The sequence below is a fragment of the Mesorhizobium sp. CCNWLY176 genome (genome assembly GCF_037153935.1).
Lineage (GTDB): Bacteria > Pseudomonadota > Alphaproteobacteria > Rhizobiales > Rhizobiaceae > Mesorhizobium_M > Mesorhizobium_M zhangyense.
In genome coordinates this window covers 1-20658 of the sequence record NZ_JBBBDZ010000020.1, presented here as the reverse complement: position 1 = coordinate 20658, position 20658 = coordinate 1, and the positions used below count along the sequence as shown (strand labels likewise).

20 protein-coding genes and 3 pseudogenes are annotated in these 20658 nt (G+C 58.9%); 9 read left to right on the top strand and 14 right to left on the bottom strand.

Annotation, left to right across the window (positions count from 1 at the left end; all coding sequences use genetic code 11):
* Positions 1-6: 6 nt before the first annotated feature.
* The 4 genes from WBQ96_RS25115 to WBQ96_RS25100 all read left to right on the top strand — a co-directional run bounded on the left by WBQ96_RS25115 (position 7) and on the right by WBQ96_RS25100 (position 3346).
* Entirely contained in the window at positions 7-762 is a 756-nt protein-coding gene (locus tag WBQ96_RS25115) for a DUF2092 domain-containing protein (protein ID WP_312857918.1), read from the top strand.
* Between the two features lie 59 nt (positions 763-821).
* Positions 822-1094, top strand: a complete 273-nt coding sequence (locus WBQ96_RS25110) for a hypothetical protein (RefSeq protein ID WP_376767758.1) — start codon at positions 822-824, stop codon at positions 1092-1094.
* Between the two features lie 132 nt (positions 1095-1226).
* Positions 1227-2495, top strand: coding sequence for an alpha/beta hydrolase (locus WBQ96_RS25105; RefSeq protein ID WP_336555183.1), 1269 nt, complete (start codon positions 1227-1229; stop codon positions 2493-2495).
* 56 nt (positions 2496-2551) lie between these two features.
* Entirely contained in the window at positions 2552-3346 is a 795-nt protein-coding gene (locus tag WBQ96_RS25100) for a hypothetical protein (RefSeq protein WP_336555156.1), read from the top strand.
* Positions 3347-3371: 25 nt separating this feature from the next.
* Here the strand turns inward: WBQ96_RS25100 and WBQ96_RS25095 are convergent, their stop codons facing one another.
* The 7 genes and pseudogenes from WBQ96_RS25095 to WBQ96_RS25065 all read right to left on the bottom strand — a co-directional run.
* Complete coding sequence (locus WBQ96_RS25095) at positions 3372-3821, bottom strand: hypothetical protein (protein ID WP_336555157.1); 450 nt, start codon at positions 3819-3821, stop codon at positions 3372-3374.
* Between the two features lie 266 nt (positions 3822-4087).
* Positions 4088-4336, bottom strand: coding sequence for a hypothetical protein (locus WBQ96_RS25090; protein ID WP_336555158.1), 249 nt, complete (start codon positions 4334-4336; stop codon positions 4088-4090).
* Between the two features lie 90 nt (positions 4337-4426).
* Positions 4427-4633, bottom strand: coding sequence for a hypothetical protein (locus WBQ96_RS25085; protein WP_336555159.1), 207 nt, complete (start codon positions 4631-4633; stop codon positions 4427-4429).
* A gap of 157 nt (positions 4634-4790) precedes the next feature.
* Positions 4791-6022: pseudogene (locus WBQ96_RS25080) on the bottom strand (HlyD family secretion protein).
* A complete protein-coding gene (locus tag WBQ96_RS25075) occupies positions 6019-6621 on the bottom strand; it encodes a hypothetical protein (protein WP_336555161.1) in 603 nt (200 codons plus the stop codon). Before WBQ96_RS25075 ends, WBQ96_RS25080 begins: the two are co-directional and overlap by 4 nt.
* Positions 6622-6659: 38 nt before the next feature.
* Positions 6660-8792 (bottom strand): mechanosensitive ion channel family protein, encoded by a 2133-nt coding sequence (locus WBQ96_RS25070; protein WP_336555163.1) that lies wholly within the window; start codon positions 8790-8792, stop codon positions 6660-6662.
* Positions 8793-9355: 563 nt separating this feature from the next.
* Positions 9356-9700, bottom strand: a pseudogene (locus WBQ96_RS25065) (transposase); the annotation flags it as partial.
* 99 nt (positions 9701-9799) lie between these two features.
* Between WBQ96_RS25065 and WBQ96_RS25060 the strand changes: the two are divergent.
* On the top strand, positions 9800-10684 hold the full coding sequence (locus tag WBQ96_RS25060; protein WP_336555165.1) for an SMP-30/gluconolactonase/LRE family protein: 885 nt from the start codon (positions 9800-9802) through the stop codon (positions 10682-10684).
* Complete coding sequence (locus tag WBQ96_RS25055) at positions 10681-11553, top strand: aldose 1-epimerase (RefSeq protein ID WP_165121417.1); 873 nt, start codon at positions 10681-10683, stop codon at positions 11551-11553. Before WBQ96_RS25060 ends, WBQ96_RS25055 begins: the two co-directional genes overlap by 4 nt.
* Here the strand turns inward: WBQ96_RS25055 and WBQ96_RS25050 are convergent.
* From WBQ96_RS25050 to WBQ96_RS25035, 4 genes are all read right to left on the bottom strand, one after another.
* A complete protein-coding gene (locus WBQ96_RS25050) occupies positions 11541-12290 on the bottom strand; it encodes an SDR family NAD(P)-dependent oxidoreductase (RefSeq protein WP_165121416.1) in 750 nt (249 codons plus the stop codon). The two genes, WBQ96_RS25055 and WBQ96_RS25050, sit on opposite strands and share 13 nt — an antisense overlap.
* Entirely contained in the window at positions 12287-13570 is a 1284-nt protein-coding gene (locus WBQ96_RS25045; RefSeq protein WP_165121415.1) for a TRAP transporter large permease, read from the bottom strand. Before WBQ96_RS25045 ends, WBQ96_RS25050 begins: the two co-directional genes overlap by 4 nt.
* Positions 13567-14070, bottom strand: coding sequence for a TRAP transporter small permease (locus WBQ96_RS25040; protein WP_336555167.1), 504 nt, complete (start codon positions 14068-14070; stop codon positions 13567-13569). Before WBQ96_RS25040 ends, WBQ96_RS25045 begins: the two co-directional genes overlap by 4 nt.
* A gap of 63 nt (positions 14071-14133) precedes the next feature.
* The gene (locus WBQ96_RS25035) at positions 14134-15138 is read right to left on the bottom strand and encodes a TRAP transporter substrate-binding protein (RefSeq protein WP_336555168.1); all 1005 of its coding nucleotides are present in this window, start codon (positions 15136-15138) and stop codon (positions 14134-14136) included.
* Between the two features lie 207 nt (positions 15139-15345).
* Here WBQ96_RS25035 and WBQ96_RS25030 point away from each other — a divergent pair, with 207 nt between their 5' ends.
* Both WBQ96_RS25030 and WBQ96_RS25025 read left to right on the top strand, forming a co-directional pair.
* On the top strand, positions 15346-15996 hold the full coding sequence (locus WBQ96_RS25030; RefSeq protein WP_336555169.1) for a GntR family transcriptional regulator: 651 nt from the start codon (positions 15346-15348) through the stop codon (positions 15994-15996).
* Positions 15993-17162, top strand: a complete 1170-nt coding sequence (locus tag WBQ96_RS25025; RefSeq protein ID WP_336555171.1) for a mandelate racemase/muconate lactonizing enzyme family protein — start codon at positions 15993-15995, stop codon at positions 17160-17162. The genes WBQ96_RS25030 and WBQ96_RS25025 overlap by 4 nt, the downstream gene beginning before the upstream one ends.
* Positions 17163-17593: 431 nt before the next feature.
* Here the strand turns inward: WBQ96_RS25025 and WBQ96_RS25020 are convergent, their stop codons facing one another.
* From WBQ96_RS25020 to WBQ96_RS25010, 3 genes and pseudogenes are all read right to left on the bottom strand, one after another.
* Entirely contained in the window at positions 17594-17968 is a 375-nt protein-coding gene (locus WBQ96_RS25020) for a hypothetical protein (RefSeq protein WP_337035939.1), read from the bottom strand.
* Between the two features lie 32 nt (positions 17969-18000).
* Positions 18001-19494 (bottom strand): annotated as a pseudogene (locus WBQ96_RS25015) (gamma-glutamyltransferase family protein); the annotation flags it as partial.
* A gap of 91 nt (positions 19495-19585) precedes the next feature.
* Positions 19586-20413: an ABC transporter ATP-binding protein gene (locus tag WBQ96_RS25010; RefSeq protein ID WP_336555175.1), complete on the bottom strand. Its 828-nt coding sequence runs from the start codon at positions 20411-20413 to the stop codon at positions 19586-19588.
* A gap of 56 nt (positions 20414-20469) precedes the next feature.
* Here WBQ96_RS25010 and WBQ96_RS25005 point away from each other — a divergent pair.
* On the top strand, positions 20470-20658 hold a 189-nt coding region (locus WBQ96_RS25005), incomplete at its 3' end, for a hypothetical protein (protein WP_336555177.1).

Genomic DNA, 20658 nt, shown 5'->3' with positions numbered 1-20658 from the left:
CGCCCAGTGCTCGCCGCCGCCGTCGGGCTCGTGCTTTCCTATGGCCCAGCCTGGAGCCAAAGTGCCATAGATAAGGACGCCGACGACATCCTCGTCGCGATGTCCAACCATCTGAAGGGCCTGAAGGCATTCAGCGTCGACTACGATACCGATCATGAGATCGTCGACACGGCCGGACAAAAGATACAGTATAGCGCTTCCGGCTCCATCGCGGCCTCGCGCGGCGAAGGGTTCCGCATGACCCGCAAAGGTCCCTATGCCGACGTTGAGGTCACCTTCGACGGCAAAGTTATCTCGCTCTACGGCAAGGGCATGAACGTCTACGCCCAGCTTGAAAGCCCGGGGCCATCCTTTGATGAGGCGATCGAAGAGTTCAGGATTTCGACTGGGTTGGACGCTGCCGGCGCAGACCTGCTTTCGGCCGATCCATACGCAGTTATGACCGAAGGTGCGATAGAGGGAAAGCTGATCGGTGAAGCCTCTATCGGTGGGGTTCAGTGCGATCATCTGGCCTTCCGCACCGATGCTGTCGATTGGCAGATCTGGGTGCAGAAGGGAGAGCAGAAGCTGCCATTGAAATATGTGATCACCACCAAATGGGTGACCGGCGCGCCCCAGTACGCGCTGAGGCTGAGCAACTGGAACGTGACATCCGAAAACGATCCTAAGCTATTTGCCTTTGTGCCGCCGACCGACGCGAAGAAACTCGAGCAGGTATATTCGGACGAGGTCGGCGAACTGACACTGGAGAGTGGCGAATGAACACGCAGCGCAAGCTTTTCAAATATCTCTCTATCGCGGCTGTGATCACAGCCATCCTGATGACCGACGCCTGGCTTGGTGGCCAGTTCGTTCCAACCGGCTCGATCGTCTCCAGCGCCGAGGCGCGTGTAGGCAGGCCGGGGACACCGAGAAGCGTGGCTGGTGTCGCGCGCCGAACGACGCGGCGCACGGTACGGCGATCGGCGATCTATATCGCAACACTGCCACCGGCCTGTGCACGGGTAAGTGTAAACGGGATGTCGCTGTGGCGCTGCGGGGGTGCGTATTATCAGTCGTCCGGTGGCCGCTACGTCGTCGTTTATGTCGATTAATCCTGTCTAGTTGATCCGCTGTCGCGCGCCAAAGTCAAATTCGCGCCAAAAGGAAAACCAGTGAGCACCATCAGCGGCCGCTTAGCGTGCACAAGGTCATTTTCTTTCGCTGGAAGTGTCCAACGCTTATTTCTGACCTCAATCCTGTCTGTTGCCTTGTTGGGGTGTGCAGGGCGTCCAAAGGACGTACTCCTGCCGGTGGCTGACACCTCACCAACATCCAGCAAGGTCGAAATGCTTGTAGCTACAACCCGCAGCCGTTCGTCCAAGCCGGGGGAGATGTTTACGGGCGAGCGCGGTCCGGCCCCCGCATTCGCTGACATCACCGTCTCGATACCTCCAAGCAACGTCCGCAAGGTAGGGGAAGTGGCCTGGCCAAAGAAATTACCTCCCAATCCAGCGACCGATTTCGCGGTCCTCAAGGGCGAGGAACTCACCTTGGAGGGAGCGAAAGTTTGGCTTAGCGCCTCTGTCAGGAAAAGCCCGGATCATAGCGTTCTTGTGTTCATCCACGGCTTCAACAATCGGTTTGAGGACTCGGTTTTCCGGTTTGCTCAAATTGCGAATGATTCCGGAACCGACAGCGTTCCCATTTTGGTCACGTGGCCTTCACGTGGAAGCACCTTTGCCTACGGATATGACCGCGAGAGCACCAATTACACACGAAACGCGCTAGAAACGCTCTTTCAATATCTGGCGCGTGACCCCGGCGTAAAGGAAGTCTCTGTCCTCGCCCATTCTATGGGAAACTGGTTGGCGCTGGAATCACTTCGTCAGATGGCCATCCGTAACGGTGGTCTTCCACCGAAATTCAAGAACATCATGCTCGCTGCTCCCGATGTCGACGTGGATGTATTCCGTTCTCAAATCGCCGACATGGGCAAACAGCATCCCAAATTCACACTCTTCGTTTCACAGGATGATCGCGCGCTGGCTGTTTCGCGTCGGGTCTGGGGTGACGTCGCCCGGCTCGGATCGATCGACCCGGAACAGACACCCTACAAGGAGGAACTCGCGGCGAACAAGATAACGGTAATCGACCTGACAAAGGTCAAATCCGGGGACAAACTCAACCATGGCAAATTTGCTGAGTCACCTGAGATCGTCCAACTCATTGGTTCGCGTATCTCGGATGGTCAAGCTCTTACCGACAGTCGGGTAGGTTTTGGCGATCGGATTGTAGCTGCTACAGCTGGCGCGGCGGCAGTGGCTGGCACTGCTGCTGGCCTCGCCATTGCCGCTCCCGTTGCTATGGTCGATCAGAATACTCGGGATAATTATGCAAATGAGGTTGGTGCACTGGGCGTCACGACGCCGCGCGGGCGAATAGGGCAGCGCAGTCCGATCAACAACGATTGCGGTGCCGGGAACGCTGGGGCCAGGAGCGTATGTGATCGGTAGCTGAACGAGGTAGACAAGGTTGGCTGTCGACGAGTTGGAACGCTGGGGAGGGATATATGAAGTCTGGATTTGTGAACATACTAGCCAGCGCCGGAATTCTCGTGGTTGCCGACAGCGCCGCAGCTGCTGACGTTTACTCGCCGATGGCGCCAGAAACCCACCAGCTTGGGACCGAGCAGGGCTGGACGTTTTCGGTCGCTCCCTATTTCTGGGCCGCGGGACTATCGGGCGAGGTAGGTCAGTTCGGCCTGCCGCCAGTCGACGTCGATGCCAGTTTCGGCGATATCGCCGACCATCTCGACTTTGGTGCTATGGCGATCGGCGAGGCGAGATATAGCCGCTACAGCATCTTTGGCGACATCATGTATTCGAAGACTTCGGGCGTTGCGGGGACGCCCAGAGGCATTCTGGCGTCAAACGTGGCAGTATCATCAGAGACGTTTGCGGGTTTGGTTGGAGCAGGCTACTCCTTGTTTGAAAGCAACTCCGGTCGCCTCGATGTCGTTGCCGGTGTCAGAGTGTGGTCGGTCGAAAACGACATCTCCTTCAGCGGTGGCATTCTTGATGGGCTCTCGCAAAGCGACGGCGCGACTTGGGTGGATGGGATGGCTGGCTTTCGCGGAAATTATTCAATCACGCCCAATATCTATTTGACGGCATGGGGGCTTGTTGGCGCCGGTGAAGCCGATATCGACTGGGACGTTGCTGGGGCCATCGGCTACCGGTTCAACGATCAAATTTCGGCGGTGGCGGGTTACCGGGCACTGGGTGTCGACTACAATAACGACGACGGATTTATCTTCGATGTGGTCCAACAAGGCCCAATCCTTGGGCTGGTGGTGCGATTTTAGGTGCAAGAAACTACATCTCGACCTCTCAGTTTGGAGGCATCGCCACGAGGAAGCCACTGGCCAGCAGATATTCATAAAGATGTCGAAGAGACGGTGCGGGACGCAACTGCTCTGCAGTTATCCATTGCCGGTTACCGTCGACCTCCCATCCATGTCCGGACTCGGTCGTGAGCAGGTGAAGCAACTCATCGCGAGGGCATGGACAGGCCAGCAAACGTACGTTCGAGCCGAAAAGTCGCGCGATACCCTCAAGCAGGCGGCCCTCCAGTTGCTGATATTTCACATCGTCAAAAATCCGCATCAATGCAGGCAGCGGCATCGCAAAACGCAACGGCGCCTGCGTATATCGACGCACGAATGCAGTGATGCGGTACAACTGGCGATGCGGTGTGATAATCGCCGCCCCCTCGCCCGTTGCAGGCAGCGACGCGTCAGTATCGACGACCATTAGGCGCACATCGATGACATCCTTCACCTCAGGATTCCCAGCTACCTCGCAGCGGAGCGTTTCCAAGCACGCCTTAATTGCTTCTGGTGAAAGGTTGTCTAGCGGGTCTGTCGTGAATGGTACGATCACTACCGACATTTTATACAGAAATTCATTGGCTGTGGCGGCCGCAGCGTCACCATCCAACGTCACTGCCGAACGCGCTGCCTCGCGCTACAATCCGATCAATTTCGAGGCGATCATTTGTAAGGTTGGCGAACATCCTCGCAGGCAAATCTCCGGGGGCTGCCCGCTCATTCAGCAGCGCATGCAGCAGGTTCACGCCCAGAATGCCCATCGCTTCCTGCTGAAGGCAGGTTGGCATTGTCGAGAAGGTTTACATGCAGCAGAATGTCGCTCGCCTCAGCCCCCGGTTGATCCTGAAAGCGGACGCCGACCCAGCCGTGGCAATCGTTGGTACCGGCAAAGTTGCGGGCGGCAATGGTATTGGCGAAAGCGAACAAGCGCGTGTTCTTGCCGCGCGCATCACTGACCTGTTGCACAAGCGATTTCCATTCACAATCAAGCATGGTCTCAAGTCGCGGCCTGGACACGTAGCGCGTCCGGGAGCCATAAAGGTCATCGCTCACTTCCTAGTCGTACGCTGAGATGGTCTTGGCAACCGTGCCCGATGCGGCGCCGACGCGCAGAAACCATCGCGCAACTTCCTGACCCGCGCCGATTTCGGCGAACGAGCCGAAACTCGTCGCATCGAGATTGACCTCCAGCGCCTTCTGATGCGTGTCAGCAATGGCGTTTTCGGATCGACCAGTCACAACGGTAAGGGCAGCATCATTCATGGCGGGCTCTGTGCTGTAGACTGTGGTTACGTTTGAATACTAGCTCCCGCCGTGTTCTCCGAAGCGGAGTCGGCTATCTGTCTCACGGAGATAGCCGGTTGCATTCCACCTAAGACTCCTCTCGGCACAATAGCCAGAGTGGCGCGCAGCGCTGATTTCAATGCCCGGAGAGGACGAGTGTCTGCACGGGCAGAAGCAGCGCCTGCAGTCTCAGTATGATGGCGTGCACCACCCCGACAGTGTCTATGACGTGGAGAAATACCCATTTGGGGGTGCTCAGATCCTTTGCAGCGAGAAGGTCGTGATTGTTGGTATAGGCATTGACGATGCAGCTGCTGCCGGGCGGGACGCCGTCGAGCCGCCTTCGAAAAGCGGCTCCATGAAGACGGTGATCGTGCCGGGCTTTACCACCTGCTGTGGGTCGATCAACTGGTCCGATGCCCGGACCTGGCCGGCTGCGATAAGATCCTGCATCTCGGTTATGACCATCGGAATGATGGTCATCGGCTTTGAGATGCAGGTGGCTTCGGTGACCATGCCGATCTTCATGACCTGCGCCTCGATCTGGCCGAAGCCGGCGACAAGGGCCTCCCTGCCGGCTTCTGCCGGGATCAGCACGCCCGCAGGCCGCATCACGGGATTGACGATATCTCCCTTGCGAAGGGTAAATTGCTCAAGCGTTCCGTCCACGCCCGCATAGACGACTGTCTTGTCCAGCTCGACCTGCGCCTGCGCAAGCGTGGCTTCGGCGGTAGCCTTTTGCGCCGGCAGCACTGAAGAAATCTGGGCCTCTACGGACTGTTTGCCTGCCAGCGCGGCCGACACCGCGGCCTGGCGGCCATCGACGATATTTCGAAGCTTCTCGATCTCTCGCTGGGCAACCGCGTTGGCGTTTCGCTTCTGCAGCTCGGTCTTGGTGTCGAGTTCGTCGACGGCTTGCTGATATGCGCTCTGCGCCTCCTGGATTTTGGCGTCAGCCCCCGCGAGATCAGTCTTCGCCAGCTCCAGTGTCGCATCGATCTCGGACACGCGCCGCCGCGCGGTTTCCAAGGCGGCCTCCTGCTCCGAACTGTCGAGTTTGAAGATGGGCTGGCCGGCTTTCACCTTCTCCCTGAAGCCGGCATAGACCTCTTCGACGCGGCCGACGCCTTCGGGAATGATGGGCACGGTGCGATAAAAGGAAACGGCGCTGTTCGTCGACGGGTGAAAGTAAAGAATGAGCGTCAGAAGAGATATGGTGAGCATCAGGCAGGCGGTTATTCCATAGCGAAGCTCGTACCAGACCGAATACAGCGTGAGCTCGTGTCCGATCCGTTTTCCCTGTACGAAACGGCGATAGAGAAAATCGGGAAGGATGGTGACGATCGAGCACAGCAGGACTTCGATCATGGTTCGCGCCCTTCCGCCGGCAAGACGTGGGGACGGCTGTCGGAAGAACTCTCCGGCAGAGATTGCCCCTGTGTGCCGGAAGCTGGCGCTCTGCTATCCGCTCTTATTGACGGCGCGGGTGATGGTGTCTCGCTGCCCCGCCTGACCGTTACATCAGCGGCAGCTTCCTGCGATAGCGGATGACCGGCCAAGGCCGGCGAGCTGATTGCGGTTCCCTCGGCCGCCGGCAAGGAAGACGCATCCGAGGCGTGCGATCTTCGGTTGGCCATGCGCGCGAGAGACTCGGCCATGTTGGCCAGGGGTGTCCAGAAGTCGGGAATGGGAATGAAGGCAAGCAACAGCGCTGCGACCCAGAACGCGTTGTTGTGTGTGAACAACGCAAGCAACGACAGAACCCCAACCAACTGAAACTGCAGATTGCTGGCGCCGTGGGCCATTCGCTCCGGCAATGCATGGAGCCAGAAATACAGGCTCCCGATCATGAGTACTATGATGATGAGGGCTATTACCGAGCCCACGAACAGAACGTCCGTTTCCCCGGGAGGTGTTATGAACCCCGGCAGATAGTGAGGTGCCAGGGGGTGCATTGCCTCGGACATCACCGATAATCCTTATGGGAACTTTTTTGCAAATGCTTTTATTCAGTTCGCGTCTGCGCGGCCTTCTGCTGGGCAAGTGAGATTATGTTGGCTGCAGCGGTGGCGGCCTGCTTATCGTCCCCTCCCACCTGCACAGTAGGCTGCGCAAAATGGATGCCATTGGCTGCAAACACTTGCTGAATCATGGTATAGGCGCGCCGCCGAACGACCGACTGATAGCCGGGCTTCGACATAAAGGAAAAGCTCAGCTCCATACCAAAATCGCCGAACTGCTCGACACCCTTCATCTTCACGGTTTCGATGATCTGCGGAGCCACTTCGGGATCCGCGAGCAGTTCCGCGCCGATCCCCTTAAGCAGCTTTTTGACCTTGGCCACGTTGGTGTCGAAGGGGACGCGTATCTTGAACTTGTCGATCGCCCAGTCGCGGCTCATATTTTGTACGGCACCCAGATCACCGAAGGGAACCGTAAACACCGGGCCACGATGATGCCGCAGCCTCACCGATCGGAGACTGAACGACTCTACGGTCCCTTTGTAGCTGCCGCTTTCAATGTATTCTCCGACTCGGAATGCATCGTCCATCATATAAAAGACACCACTGAGAACGTCCTTGACCAGGGTTTGCGATCCAAACCCGATGGCGACGCCGAAAATACCAGCACCGGCGATCAACGGCGCGATCTGGACGCCGAGCCCGGAAAGGATCGTCAACACGGTTATCACGATGATGAGTACCGCGAGAGAGTTCCGGAATATTGGCAACAATGTACGCAGCCTCGACCGCCGCGAAGCCAGTTCGGGGCTTTCCGTGTCACTGGGAGCTGACGCATCCAATTTGCGCTCGATGTAGACCTTTGCCAGATTCCACAGGAGATCAGCGACCAACAGGACGAGGACGCCGTTCAGCAAGCCGGCTACCAAGCGTTCCATCATCTCATTTCCGGTAGCCGCTGCTGGACTGAAGCGCCACACCGTCGCCAGCCACCCAACCGCTGCAGCAATAACCAGCGCCCGAACGCCTCTCACGATCAAGACATTCAGAAGCGATCTGGACAGAGAAGTTTCGCGATGGTCGCTGCCAGTGAGAGCCTGGGCCACATGATCCGCGCCGGACACAACCTTCGGCAAAAGCAGAATGTAGATGCCGATCCACAGGAGGCCATACATCCCTGCAACCCAAACCAACCAAAGAAGCACAAGGTAGGCTGTCAGAAGCCATCGCGCTGTCCGTACGCCTGCCGTCGTGACGGCTGGACGTCGCCATACAATCTCGATCCCTATTGCGAGTAACCCCAAACCAAACACATAGGCAAAGAGACGCACCACTTCGGCAGAAAATCCCAATGCCGGCATGACGCTCACCGTTGCCCAGGAAAACAGAAAATATCCGGCAGTAAGCTTGATGCGCTGATGCCAGAAGCGTGCCTGAGCATCGGTGATTGGAACCAGTCGGAGCGGCGAGCCCGGAGCAATGCGATCAGGGTCTTCATCGGGTGAGAGCAGCACTCGGCCGATCGCAACGGCAATTCGAAACAGGATGAACGCAAATAGATATGTGAGGACCATCTTTCGCAGCAGCGGCGGCCAATCAAATACGAGAAAAAGGCCAGCACTCACGATCGAAAAGACGGCCAGTGAAATGACTTCTGAGACAATTCGGATCGCCTGGTTTGGGGCCTCATTGCGAGCGCTGCCAAGGCTGTGCCCTTCGCCCCGTACGCCACGAATTGCGCGTCGGAAAAGCCATTCCGCTGCATATCCCAGCGCGATCAGGATCGCGACTATCGCGAGGCCTTTGCCCGGCCTGCCCGCATTGACGTCCGTGGCTACGACCTTCGCGGCGTTCGATAGTTCTGATGGAATGCGCGGGATAGCGTTCTGGAGCGAGACGAGGTGATCTCTATACCGGGTTTCGAAATCGGAAAGCTGCAAGCCAACGGGCTCGTTGGCGACCTCAGATGCCTCCGCGGATTTTGCTGTCAGGAATGCACGAATATCAGGGTCATCAAGCAGCTTGATGAAGTCCTGAACCTTTTTCTCATTCGTCAATACGTCCGCCGGTTGCTGTGCCGCCGCGGTGTTTAGCGCCACCAACGACGAAAACAGCATAGCGGTTGCGAACGCTGTAAACATTAAAGGCTTTAACCAGGAAAATTTGACCGCTTTCATGCGGTTCTCCCATGAAAAGCTAACTTGCCTATCCTACTCGACTTAAACCTTCCGAAATAATCGGCACCTATTTTGAATTATGTTAGCATCAGCGTACAAAATTCTCGCATCTTTTTTCACTTGTATTCTTGAATGTCCAAGAATTTTTTTCTCGCGATGAAGCGGAAAGACAATAGTCGTCAAACTTCCTCTTATAAAAGGCCCGCCACCCCTTTCGGAGAGGCGGGCGATGAAGCGTGGCCATCGGGAAACCGGACTGGGTGACCTGAAATATGCGCCTAAACGCGGCAAACCGTCTCCAAACTCTGTGTTTCGGCCCTTTAATTGCGGCTAGAGGTCAAGCTGGGTCGATATGCCTCGACGGCGCACTGCCATCGCCGGGGTCATGGTCCTTTCCGAGGTCAACTGCCTCATGATGGTGTTCGGGTCGGGCGCCTCAACGTGTGGAGCGAAGTACCGGAAGGTCCTCAGCCGAAACAACGAGGTCACCGCAACCACCGTCCCGGCGGGGACATCACGAGCTCCGCAGGGAAGGCTCGAGAACTGGTTTGCGATTTGAGATGCTACGCCATCTTTTCGGTTCCCCACTCGGGGCTGGTGCCATCGACCCAGATGCAATGCAGCAGAACCGCAATCTTGCGGGCGACTGCGACCTTTGCCTTTTTCATTCCGATCCGCTTCGATAGACGAGCGCCCCAGGATTTCAGCGATGACCATTTCTTCGTCCGATGCATGAGGGCACTCGCCGCTTCGTACAAATAGGTTCGCAATAGCCAATCTCCCCAGCGTGAGACGCGACCGTTGATGTCCTCCATTTCACCGGACTGCTTTCGTCGCGGTGTCAGGCCAAGATAGGCACCTACATTGGCGGCCGAACGAAAGCGCGCGGGATCGTCTATCGTGTGTCGGTGAGCGCGGCATCAACAACCGTGGCTTGCCCGGGTGACAGATTGACAATACCGGCGATCGAAGGCAATTATATTTGATCAAATATATAAGAGTTTATGATGATCACTTTTGCCGACTTGGTTGGCCCGTCCGCCCCGATCCGAAAGCTGTTTGATGGGCTGCAATGGGCGGAAGGACCTGTCTGGGTTGCTGATGATCGACGGCTCTTGGTCAGTGACATTCCGGCCAATCGCATTTTGTCGTGGACCGCAGAAGCCGGGGCTTCGATCCACCGTTCCGACTCAAGCCGCGCAAATGGAAATGCGATCGACACGAAGGGGCGACTGGTCACCTGTGAACACGCCACGCGGCGTGTGACGCGGACCGAAGCGGATGGAACGATCATCGTTCTTGCCGATCGTTTTCAGGGTGCCCGCTTCAATTCACCCAATGACCTGATAGTGCTCCGCGATGGTACCGTCCTGTTCACGGACCCTGACTATGCCCTGCTCTCCGCGCTCTACACAATCGAGGGCACCCACGAGATCGGCGGCAATCATGTCTACCGCATCGACCCGGAGAGCGGCGCGGTGACGATCCTCCTGGCTGATTTCGACAAGCCCAACGGCCTGGCCGTATCCCCTGACGAAACCTTGCTTTATGTCGCCGACAGCGGCCGTACCCATCGCTTGAACGGTCCTCATCACGTGCGGACCTTCTCGCTCTCACCGCGGTACGAGCCGATGGAATGCGGACCGACAATCGAAATCGCGCCGGGTGTGCCCGACGGGCTCAAAATCGACAGCCTGGGCAATCTCTGGATCTCGGCGCATGATGGCGTGCATTGCCACGCTCCCGACGGGCGGTTCCTTGGCAAGATTGACGTGCCCGAGATCGTCGCCAACCTCGCCTTCGGTGGCGATGGAGGCAAGACGCTGTTCATCGCAGCTTCCACCTCGGTTTACGCTATAAATCTCGAGGTCAGCGGAGCGGGTTGGTCATGACGAAGGTCGGCCGCTTACTCTGTCTGGCCCACGGTCCGTTTGCGTGCACTCTCGATCCGCAGATGGGCGGAGCGCTGCACGATCTCACGTATGCAGGTCTGCATTTCTTGCGGTCGGCATCGCGGCCCGTCTCGGCCACGGAGACCGCGTGCTTTGCAATGCTGCCGTTCTGCAACCGAGTCTCGGGCGACGTTCGAATGAACGACAAAGCGTGGCCCATCGAGCCGAATTTCGGCATTCCGCCAGCCCCCTGCCACGGCGATGGTTGGCAATCCGTTTGGAAAACCGACAAGCGTACGCCTCACTCGGCACAGCTGTCGCTCGCCTCTCGGCGCCCACCGTTTGCCTATAGTGCCAGCCAGACACTCACCTTGAGTGATGAGGGTCTTCGCATGGAGCTTTCGATACGCAACGAGGCTGTGGAGGTCATGCCCTTCGGCCTAGGCTTTCATCCCCATTTCCCTGATCCGGACACGGCCACGCTCAAATTTGCGGCGCGCCGCATCTGGCTCGAGGGACCTGACCGGTTGCCAACCGAGCCCATATCCGTCCCGCCCGAACTCGACCACACGTCAGGGGCTCCGATCTCGCCGCATTGGCGAAACAATTCCTATGATGACTGGGCAGGGCTGGTGCAGATCGAATGGAGCGACGGACGCCGCCTGTCCATGCAGGCCGATGCGATCTTGTCGGTCCTCCATGTCTATCGACCACCCGGCCAACAATTCTTCTGTCTCGAACCGCAAACTCATGTCAGCGGAGCGATGGGCTGGGCGCATGGCGCCATGCACGGCATTGCGCAGCTGGCGCCGGGAGCTACCCTCCAGGCCGCCGTCATGCTTTCCCCGTCCTTGCCTCAACGCAGATAGAGGCCGCCATTGACGTCGAGGATGACGCCGGTCAGATACGAGGCTTCGTCCGATGCCAGGTAGACAGCAGCGGCCCCTATATCGGCGACGCTGGCCAGCCGGCCGAGCGGCACCTGCGCTTCCAGCACCTTCACGCCCTCGGCTCCATGGGTGGAAAACAACATGTCGGTTTCCACCAGCCCGGGCGCGATGGCATTGACGGTAATGCCCAGCGGGGCCGCCGTACGCGCCAGCGTACGCGTGAAGCCATGGATGCCGCTCTTGGACACTCCGTAGTGCAGGTGACCCTTGAGCGCGCCTTGATGCCCGACCACCGATCCAAGTTGGATAATCCGTCCACCGGGTCGGTGCCGCATTCGCTCCATCGCGCTGCGCGAACACAGAAACGCACTGGTGAGATTAGCCGCAAGGATACCGTTCCAGCTATCCAGCGACATGTCGAAGATGGTTTCGGCCCGTGCCGCGCCGGCATTGTTGACCAGAATGTCCAATGCGACACCCGCCCTGTCGAGCGCGGCAAAGACCTCTTTTACTTCATGTTCCACCGTCAAGTCGGCGCCGAACACCGTGGCGTCCCCAAGCGTGTCCGCCAGCGCCTCGAGTTGCGCGCGGCTGGAGGCGAGGTCCACCAGCACCAGTTTCGCCCCAGCCGCATGAAAGGCCGTGGCGATGCCGGCCCCGATGCCGCGCGCAGCGCCGGTCACCAATGCGGTTTTGCCGTTGAGCCGGAAGTTCACTTAAGCACCCCTGGCAGCCACAGGGTCAAAGGAGGCCAGAAGGCGACGATGACCGGCACCAAGGTCAGCACGCCGCACAACAACCAGACCAGCCTACCTTCTACCATATGCTTGACCCCTCCCGCCGTTTTGGCGACATAGAGCAGAACGCCAACGGGTGGGGTGATGCCGCCCACCATGACACACAGGATCACCACCAGCGCCAACTGGATCTGATCCACCCCGAGAGCTGTGGCGACCGGCGCCATCACCGGCACCAGGATGATCAGGATCGCCAGCCCGTCAAGCGCCAGGCCAAGCAGCGTGACGATGACGATCACCACCAGCATCATGATGACTGCACTGCTCGATATCGCCTGGATGGCCGAGACCAGCGAAACCGGGAACTGGTCGATGGCCAGTATCCACGACAGGATGGAGGCTGGGGCTATGACCAGCAGAATTGCGGCACTCGACAGGGCAGCATTGGAAAACGCCTTGTAGAGCCGGGCCCACGTCAGGTCACGATAGATCAAGGCCAGCACCAGGGCGAAGATCGAGGCGATTGCACCGGCCTCCGTGGCCGTGAACGCGCCCACGGCAATGCCCCGGAAAATGACAAGCGGCAGCAATAACGGCAGGGCGGCCCGCTTGAACGCGCGCCACAGCTCGCCCCTTTCGCGCTTTGGCGAGCGGGCAAACCCCATGCGATGCGCAATGATTGAGCTTGTGATCATCAGCGCTGCCGCAATCATCAGGCCCGGCAGGATGCCGGCGAGGAACAGGCTGGCGATGGAGACACCGCTGACCATGGTGGCATAGACGATCATGATGATACTGGGCGGGATGATCGGTCCCATGGTCGCGGCGGATGCGGTGATGGCAACCGAGAACTCGTCTCCATAACCAGCCTTGCGCATCGCCGGCACCATGACCTTGCCAAGGGTTGCGGCGTCGGCCATGGCAGAGCCGGAAATGCCCGACATGAAAACGCTGGCCAGGATTGTCACATGCGCCAGCCCACCGCGCAGGCGTCCGATCAGTACGGTAGCCAGGTCGATCAGGCGCTGCGTGATCGAGCTCGATCCCATCAGCTCACCAGCCAGAATGAAGAGAGGAATCGCGAGAAGCGTGAAGCTATCAAGCGAGGCGACCATGCGCTGCGCCACGATATCGGCCGGCACGCGTCCATCCATGAGGATGGCGAGCAACGGCCCAAGCGTCATGGCGATGGCCACCGGCACGTTCAGAACGAGCAGGATTGCGAAGGCAAGGAAGACAGTAAGAGTGATGACGGTCAAAGCTGCAGCTCCTCGTGCCGCCGGTCGACACCGGATTGGGGATCGGTAAAGGACACCAGGAGGCGCACGATGGCATAGAGTGCGAGGATCGCAGCACCGACCGGAAGCGCCCCCGATATCCAGCCTGTGGAGATTTCCAGGGCCGCCGTGCGCGCATCGGCGGTGCGTGCCGTGAAACTGCTGCCGACGATGACCATGGCTATGGCAAAGGCCAGGATGATCCCGTCGCCCAGCCTGTACAGCCAAAGCTTGCCGGTAAAGGGCAACCTGTTGGAGAGATAGTCGACACTATAATGAAGGCCCTGCTTGAGCGCCGGCCCCATCAACAGGAAGGCGGTCCAGACCAGCAGATTTCGGGCGAGTTCCTCGGTCCACACCATGGGGATGCCGAAGACATAGCGGATCAACACCTGGAGTAGTGCCACACCGAACACCAGCACCATCAACACCACTCCGATATGCCGCAGCACGGCGTCGAGCTCGTCCAGGGCCTTCGTCAATATCATTCTCATGATCGTCCTTTCGCGACGAAAGGCGGCAGCCGATCGCTGCCGCCCATGTCTTCAGCCGGCTTGGATAAGGGCAACAAGATCGCTGGCGCCTGCGGTCTTGCCGGTCAGCCGGCCCCATACCGGCTCGACCGCTTTCCGCAGCTCTTCGCGGTCGACCTGAAGCAGTTCGAGCCCGTTTTCCTTCAGTTGCACGGTCGCGGCGGCGTTGGCCTTCTTCATCTCTTCGCGCTCCCACACGGTCGCGGTCATGATCGCCTTGGAGATCGTGACCTGCTGCTCGGGTGTAAGACCCGTCCAGAAACTTTCCGATACGATGGGCGATCCGACAGTATTGATGTGCTGGGTCTGCGTGACGTATTTACCGACTTCGTAGAGCTTGCTGTTGATCATCCCTTCGGGCGTGGTTTCCACGCCATCGACCAGCCCGGTCTTCATCGCCGGATAGACCTCGCCCCAAGGAACCGGCACGGGTGTGGCACCGAGCGCCTTGAACATTTCCACGAAGCTGGCGACCTCGGGCGAGCGGAATTTCAGGCCGGAAAAATCGCCGATTGCAGTAACCGGCTTGTCGATCGTCAGCATGTCGCGGAACCCGATATGCAGCCAGGACAGCGGACGAAGACCCTGACTCGCGACCAGCGCGTCACCCAGGGTTCTTGTGACGTCGCCATCCACCACGCGCTCTACATGCTCCCAGTCGCGGAACACAAAGGGCAAGTCCATGACGGCATATTGCGGCACCAGGTTCGATAGATACGGCGGATCGCCAAAACACATTTGCAGGGTTCCGAGCTTGACCTGCTCCAGCAGTTCGCGCTGGCTGCCCAGTTGTGCGGCCGGATAATGGCGCACGGTGATCTCCCCGGCGCTGGCAGTTTCCACCGCGTTCTTGAATTGCAGGACGGTGTTGCTCAGCACCGAATCCACGGCGTTGTGGTCGCCGAAATTGATCATTACGGGCGTTGCGCCCCGCGCGATGTAAGGCATGGCCACAGCACCCATTGCGGCACCGGCTCCCAGCTGCAGGACTTTGCGGCGGGACATAGATAACGACATGGCAGGACTCCTCTCTGACCGACGGCTGAAGCGCCGTCATTCCTCCCGACGGTGCGGTTTTCTTTAAACTGTATATTTGATCATATTTCAAGTCAGAATATATTTGATCAGATTTTATTGGCGTGTTAGGTCACGGATCGTCGCCATTTGTCCTGTCCCGCCGCTGCGGAGTAATCGATGCCCAATCTTGACGACCGAAAAGCATCCATGTCGGAAACCACCACCGCGCGGGTGAAGGCCTCCATACGGCTGGATATTCTCGTCGGCGTGTTGCCCCCCGGTTCGCGCATAAAGCTGCAGGAACTGACCGATCGATACGAGATCAGCGCCATTCCGATCAGGGAGGCGGTGCGCGAATTGGCTGGCGAAGGCCTGGTGGAACTGCATGCGCATAAGGGCGCGGTGGTGCGTGGAGTCGATATCCGCTTCGTACGAAATATGTACGACATCCGTTCAGCGCTCGAGCAGATGCTGGTCTCGGCTGCGGTCGAACGCCTGGATGCTGACGATATCGACGCCATCCGAACCGCCGCAGTGGACTATGAAACGGCGAGCAACGCAGGCAACGTGCAGGCGATGCTGGCTTCCAACGCCCGTCTGCACCGCACCATCAACACTGCCGCAGGCAATCCCGAGGCGCTTCGCATTCTCGAACAGGGCTGGGAACTGGTGCTGGCGCTGCGCTTCCGCTTTGGTTTCGGCGACGACCGCATCGTGACCATCCGCGAGGAGCACGCGACCCTGGTGGACGCCATCGAACGCCGCTCGATCGCCGACGCCGTGGCGATCACACGGGCCCATTGCGAGAGCGCCTGTCGCGATCTCGTCCAGCAAATGAAAAAAGCAGAGTTTCAATGAAGATCGAGACGGTCAAAACCTTCGTCGTTGACGCCTATCGCGCCAACTATGTCTTCGTGAAGATCATTACCGACGATGGCACATACGGCGTCGGCGAAGGCACCGTCGAACATCGCGAACAAGCCGTCGCGCATGCAATCGGTGAATTCGAGCCCCTGCTTCTCGGACGCGACCCATTCGCTACTGATGCGATCGTCGAACTGCTCAGCCGCGACAGCTATTGGCGCACCGGCGTGGTGATCCGCAGCGCCATCGCCGCCATCGAGGCTGCCCTGCTCGATCTCAAGGGCAAGTCCCTTGGCGTGCCGGTTTACGAACTGCTCGGCGGCAAGCAGCGAGACCGCGTACCGGTGTACGGCAATGCCTGGTTTGCCGGCGCACGCACCGCCGAAGACTTCGCCGAAAAAGCGCGCAATATCGTCGCCCAGGGTTGGCGCGCCCTCAAATGGGATCCATTCGGTCAAAACTACCTGCGTCTGGAGCGGACCGAGCGAATGCGCGCGATCGGCATAGTGGAGGCGGTCCGCGATGGCGTTGGCCCCGATGTGGAACTTATGATCGAAGGTCACGGACGGTTCGATGTCTCGACAGCTATCTCTGTCGCCAAGGATCTGGCTCCGTTCCGCCCCTACTGGTTTGAGGAGCCAATCCCACCCGAATCCATACCGGCACTCGCCGACGTTCGCTCCAAGTCACCCGTGCCTATTGCCGCCGGGGAGCGTTACTACGAAATCCAGCGCTTCCAGGAGCTGATTGCGGCGCACGCCGTCGACTATGTGCAACCCGACGTCAGCCATGTCGGTGGTCTTGCCGAGGCCAGGCGCATCGCCGCAATTGCCCACGCCCAATATCTGCCGATCTGCCCGCATAACCCGTTGGGACCGATCGCCAATGCCATGACGCTGCACGTTGCCGCCTCTACGCCCAACTTTGCCTGGCTCGAAACCATGGTGTCGGACGTGTCATGGCGCTCCGAGATCGTGCGCGAGCATGTCGTCATCAGGGACGGGCATATGGTCATTCCAACAGCGCCGGGTCTGGGCATCGATATCAATGAAGACGCTTGCGCCGAGTACCCGCCCAAACCGTATCTGCTGCGCCACTACAATGGCAGCCTGACCAACATACGTCCTGCCGCTTCAGTGCCGTTCTACCAGACAGCGTAAGCAATGATTTTTGTCCCGAGGCCGCCAGCAGGTTGAGCAGACATTATTGGCGACCATTCTGAAGTCGCAGTTGCGTATGCTGGGGACCTCCCCGGACGCTATTGCCCCTTGACCGCTTTGAAATTCAATCGGTAGTTCGCCTCCCCTAAATCGATGCTCGTTTCTGGCGCAATCGCAACCGCACGTGTAGTCGCCGCTATGTCCGCTATCAGGAAACGTCATGCGCGCCCTCAATGACCGAGATTGGGCGCGAAGCGGCCGTTCGCTGCATGAAAGACATCTAATCGCCTTTGGCTCAGCGCTTCTGTTTCGGCCGGCCCGTCGTTACTAGTCGGGAATGCGCGCCGCGGCTCACACCAGGGCCGCCGGCGGCACGAGACGGTCTAACGCAAAACGCCGCTCCGATTTATTAGATCGGGACGGCGATTGATTTATGCTGGAAGTTGGTTGCGGGGGCTCGCAACCACTGCTGTCATAACTTCTCCGACACGTTGGTTTGGCCGGGAACTGGCAAAGTCGAGGATACCCATCAGTTCACCACGCAGCTCGGCGTAAACCTCTCCGCGTTTCTCGCCGGGTGTGAGGATGATTTCCCCGATGAGAGAGCGTAGAGCTTCAGCCGCTTCCCGGCCGCCGTCCGGATCGTTGAGCGCTTCCGTGAAGGTGACCACGCGAAGCCTGTAGATATTGGCGACGTTCGGATGCACGTCCGGCACACCGGCAGGTGCAGCGGCCAAGCGTGCGGCGATTTCAGCCTTCTGTCGCTCCAGTTCCTCCATCCGCGCTTTCATGGATGGCTGGTACATGCCATCCTCGATCGCCGCGATGACGCCGGCTAGAAGAACGCCAATTGCCACTGGTCCTGTTGGTCGCCCCCGGGTGTGCCGAAGGCCAGCGCAGGCCGCCCATCGCGAAGGGCAATGGATGGGGTCAGTGTCGTTCTCGGTCGCTTCCCCGGCTCCAGCGAGGTGGGGAGTCCTGGTTTCAGCCAGAACATCTGGGCTCGCGAATTGAGCGCGAAACCCAGTCCCGGTATCACAGGCGAAGACTGTAACCAGCCTCCAGAAGGTGTAGCGGACACCATGTTGCCCCAGCGGTCGATGACATCGAGATGCACTGTGTCGCCGGGCGGTTTGGAAAGATGCGCCATCGTCGGCTCATAGACCGCACCCGTGCCGCTGATCTCTTCCAGAATTGCCAGTGTCAGATCAACTTGCCGCTCATAGGTCGGCACCACGCCCGGTCGAAACTCGTAAGAGGCGTCTTCCGTTATCAGTGCGCGGCGACCGATGTTGTAGTCGTCTGACAGAAGCGTGCCGAGCGGGACGTCGCAAAAATCTGGATCGCCGTAGTAGACCTCACGATCGGCGTAGGCGAGCTTCATGGCCTCGACGACGCTGTGCACAAAATCGGGGCCACGCGGGTCCATTGCCGCGATGTCCATGCTCTTGAGAAGGGCCAGGGATTGCAGCAGTACCGGCCCTTGCCCCCAGGGGCCCGTTTTGGCGACGGTCCAGTCCCCATAGTCGTACGTCTGCGGCTGCTCTATCGTCGCCTGCCAGCCCGCCATATCCTGTGCGCTCAGAACACCGCGATTGCGCAAACCGCTGCCGTCCATGACTTCAGCGGACCTGAGGTAAGCGTCAATCGTTTCGGCAATGAAACCTCGGTAGAAGGCGTCTCGCGCTGCGTCGATCTGGTGCTCCCGGCCATGACTAGCGGCCATCGCCTCGGAAACCACCCGCTTCCAGGTCTCGGCCAGCACCGGATTACGGAAATTCGAATGCGGCGTGGGAACTGAACCGCCCGGCAGCCAGGTTTCGAAGGAGGTTCGCCATTCCGTCTTGAAGAAGTCAGCCAAGTCGTCGATGGCACTGGACGCGGCTGGGAGAATGGGATGCCCGTGCTCAGCATAGTAGATTGCCGGCTCAAGAACGTCCCGAACGCTCATGGTGCCGTGCTCTCGCAGCATGAGCATCCAGCCGTCGAACGCCCCTGGAATCACCGTCGCAAGAAGGCCGTTACCCGGGATCATATCAAGACCAACGGACCTGTAGTGCTGGATCGTCGCGGCCGCTGGTGCTGGCGCCTGGCCGCAAATGACTTCCAACTTTCGCGACGTTGCCGAGTAGATAATGGCGGGAATGTCACCGCCAGGACCGCACAGATGAGGTTCTACGATCTGTAACACAAAGCCGGCGGCAACCGCAGCATCGAAGGCGTTTCCACCCCGCTCGAGAATGGCCATCCCGACCGAAGAAGCTATCCAGTGTGTCGAGGTTATGACACCGAATGAACCCAGGATCTCGGGGCGCGTCGTGAATTCTGCCATCTTTCAACGCCTTTCCCGATGCCTATAGCTGCGGCCCAGTCGGGCCGGTTTGTTCCACAGGTGCCCACGGTTCCGCCGTGACCGAAAAATCTCAGCCCTCGCTTTGCTGCGGCTGCAGTTGGGATTTCCTGATAAGGCCTAGAATATGGGACCGTAGCTCCCCGAACCGGTGACTTTCGCGTGTCGTCAACTGGTCCCGCTGGGTTCCCAGGTCTACCGAAACGATCTCCTGCACTGATGCAGGATTCTTGGACAGGACGACGACACGGTCAGACAAATAGACGGATTCGTCGATGTCGTGGGTTACGAGGACGACTGTCATGGCCCGCGATCGTTGCAGGGACAGAGTCAAATCTTCCAGCTCCATCTTCGTTTGCGCATCGATCGAGGCGAACGGTTCGTCCATGATGAGCACCTCCGGCTCGGTCACCAAGGCGCGCGCAATAGCAACGCGCTGTTGCATACCGCCTGACAACTGCCAAGGGTAACGGGCCTCAGACCCCGCCAGTCCGACACTCGCCAGAGCGGCGCGACAGCGCCTTGTTTCCTCCGCTGACGAAAGTTTTAGATTGTAAAGCGCCAGGGCAACGTTCTTTTCCGCCGTCATCCAGGGCATCAGGGAGCGCGTGTATTCCTGGAAAACGACGGAGATCTTGGAATTCGGACCGGTCAGAACATTCCCGTCCAGCAGTATCTCGCCGGATGTCGCTGGCATGAGTCCAGTCAGGCATCGAAGTAGCGTGGTCTTGCCGGCACCCGAGGGTCCGACGAGACACACGAACTCACCCTCATGCACCTCGAAAGAAATATCCTTCAGGACTTCATGCCCTATGCCGACTGCGCCGTAAGTCTTGGACAACCCACGGATGGTCAATCGAGATTTGGTTGAGTTACTAGCCACTCGGGCGATAGCATTCAAGGTTTGTATCCTTTGCCTTATCAGGATCGAGCCACTGCCCGGGACTGGATATGCCAATGCAGCAACCGGTCGCGGACTGCGTTGGAAACTGCGTTCAGAAGAAATCCGAGGATCGCGAGCAGGGTGATACCGGCCCATACGCCTTCAGAATCGAAGGTCAGTTGCGCTTGCATCGTTATGAAACCGAGCCCCCTGTAGGCCGCGAGCATTTCGCTCGCCACCATCAGTATGAAAGCGACCTGCAA

Coding starts and splice junctions, on each gene's coding strand:
- WBQ96_RS25110 (WP_376767758.1), top strand. CDS start 822: ATGACCGACGCCTGGCTTGGTGGCCAGTTCGTTCCAACCGGCTCGATC.
- WBQ96_RS25070 (WP_336555163.1), bottom strand. CDS start 8,792: ATGAAAGCGGTCAAATTTTCCTGGTTAAAGCCTTTAATGTTTACAGCG.
- WBQ96_RS25020 (WP_337035939.1), bottom strand. CDS start 17,968: ATGTACCAGCCATCCATGAAAGCGCGGATGGAGGAACTGGAGCGACAG.
- WBQ96_RS25075 (WP_336555161.1), bottom strand. CDS start 6,621: ATGTCCGAGGCAATGCACCCCCTGGCACCTCACTATCTGCCGGGGTTC.
- WBQ96_RS25030 (WP_336555169.1), top strand. CDS start 15,346: ATGTCGGAAACCACCACCGCGCGGGTGAAGGCCTCCATACGGCTGGAT.
- WBQ96_RS25025 (WP_336555171.1), top strand. CDS start 15,993: ATGAAGATCGAGACGGTCAAAACCTTCGTCGTTGACGCCTATCGCGCC.
- WBQ96_RS25035 (WP_336555168.1), bottom strand. CDS start 15,138: ATGTCGTTATCTATGTCCCGCCGCAAAGTCCTGCAGCTGGGAGCCGGT.
- WBQ96_RS25060 (WP_336555165.1), top strand. CDS start 9,800: ATGATCACTTTTGCCGACTTGGTTGGCCCGTCCGCCCCGATCCGAAAG.
- WBQ96_RS25100 (WP_336555156.1), top strand. CDS start 2,552: ATGAAGTCTGGATTTGTGAACATACTAGCCAGCGCCGGAATTCTCGTG.
- WBQ96_RS25055 (WP_165121417.1), top strand. CDS start 10,681: ATGACGAAGGTCGGCCGCTTACTCTGTCTGGCCCACGGTCCGTTTGCG.
- WBQ96_RS25085 (WP_336555159.1), bottom strand. CDS start 4,633: ATGAATGATGCTGCCCTTACCGTTGTGACTGGTCGATCCGAAAACGCC.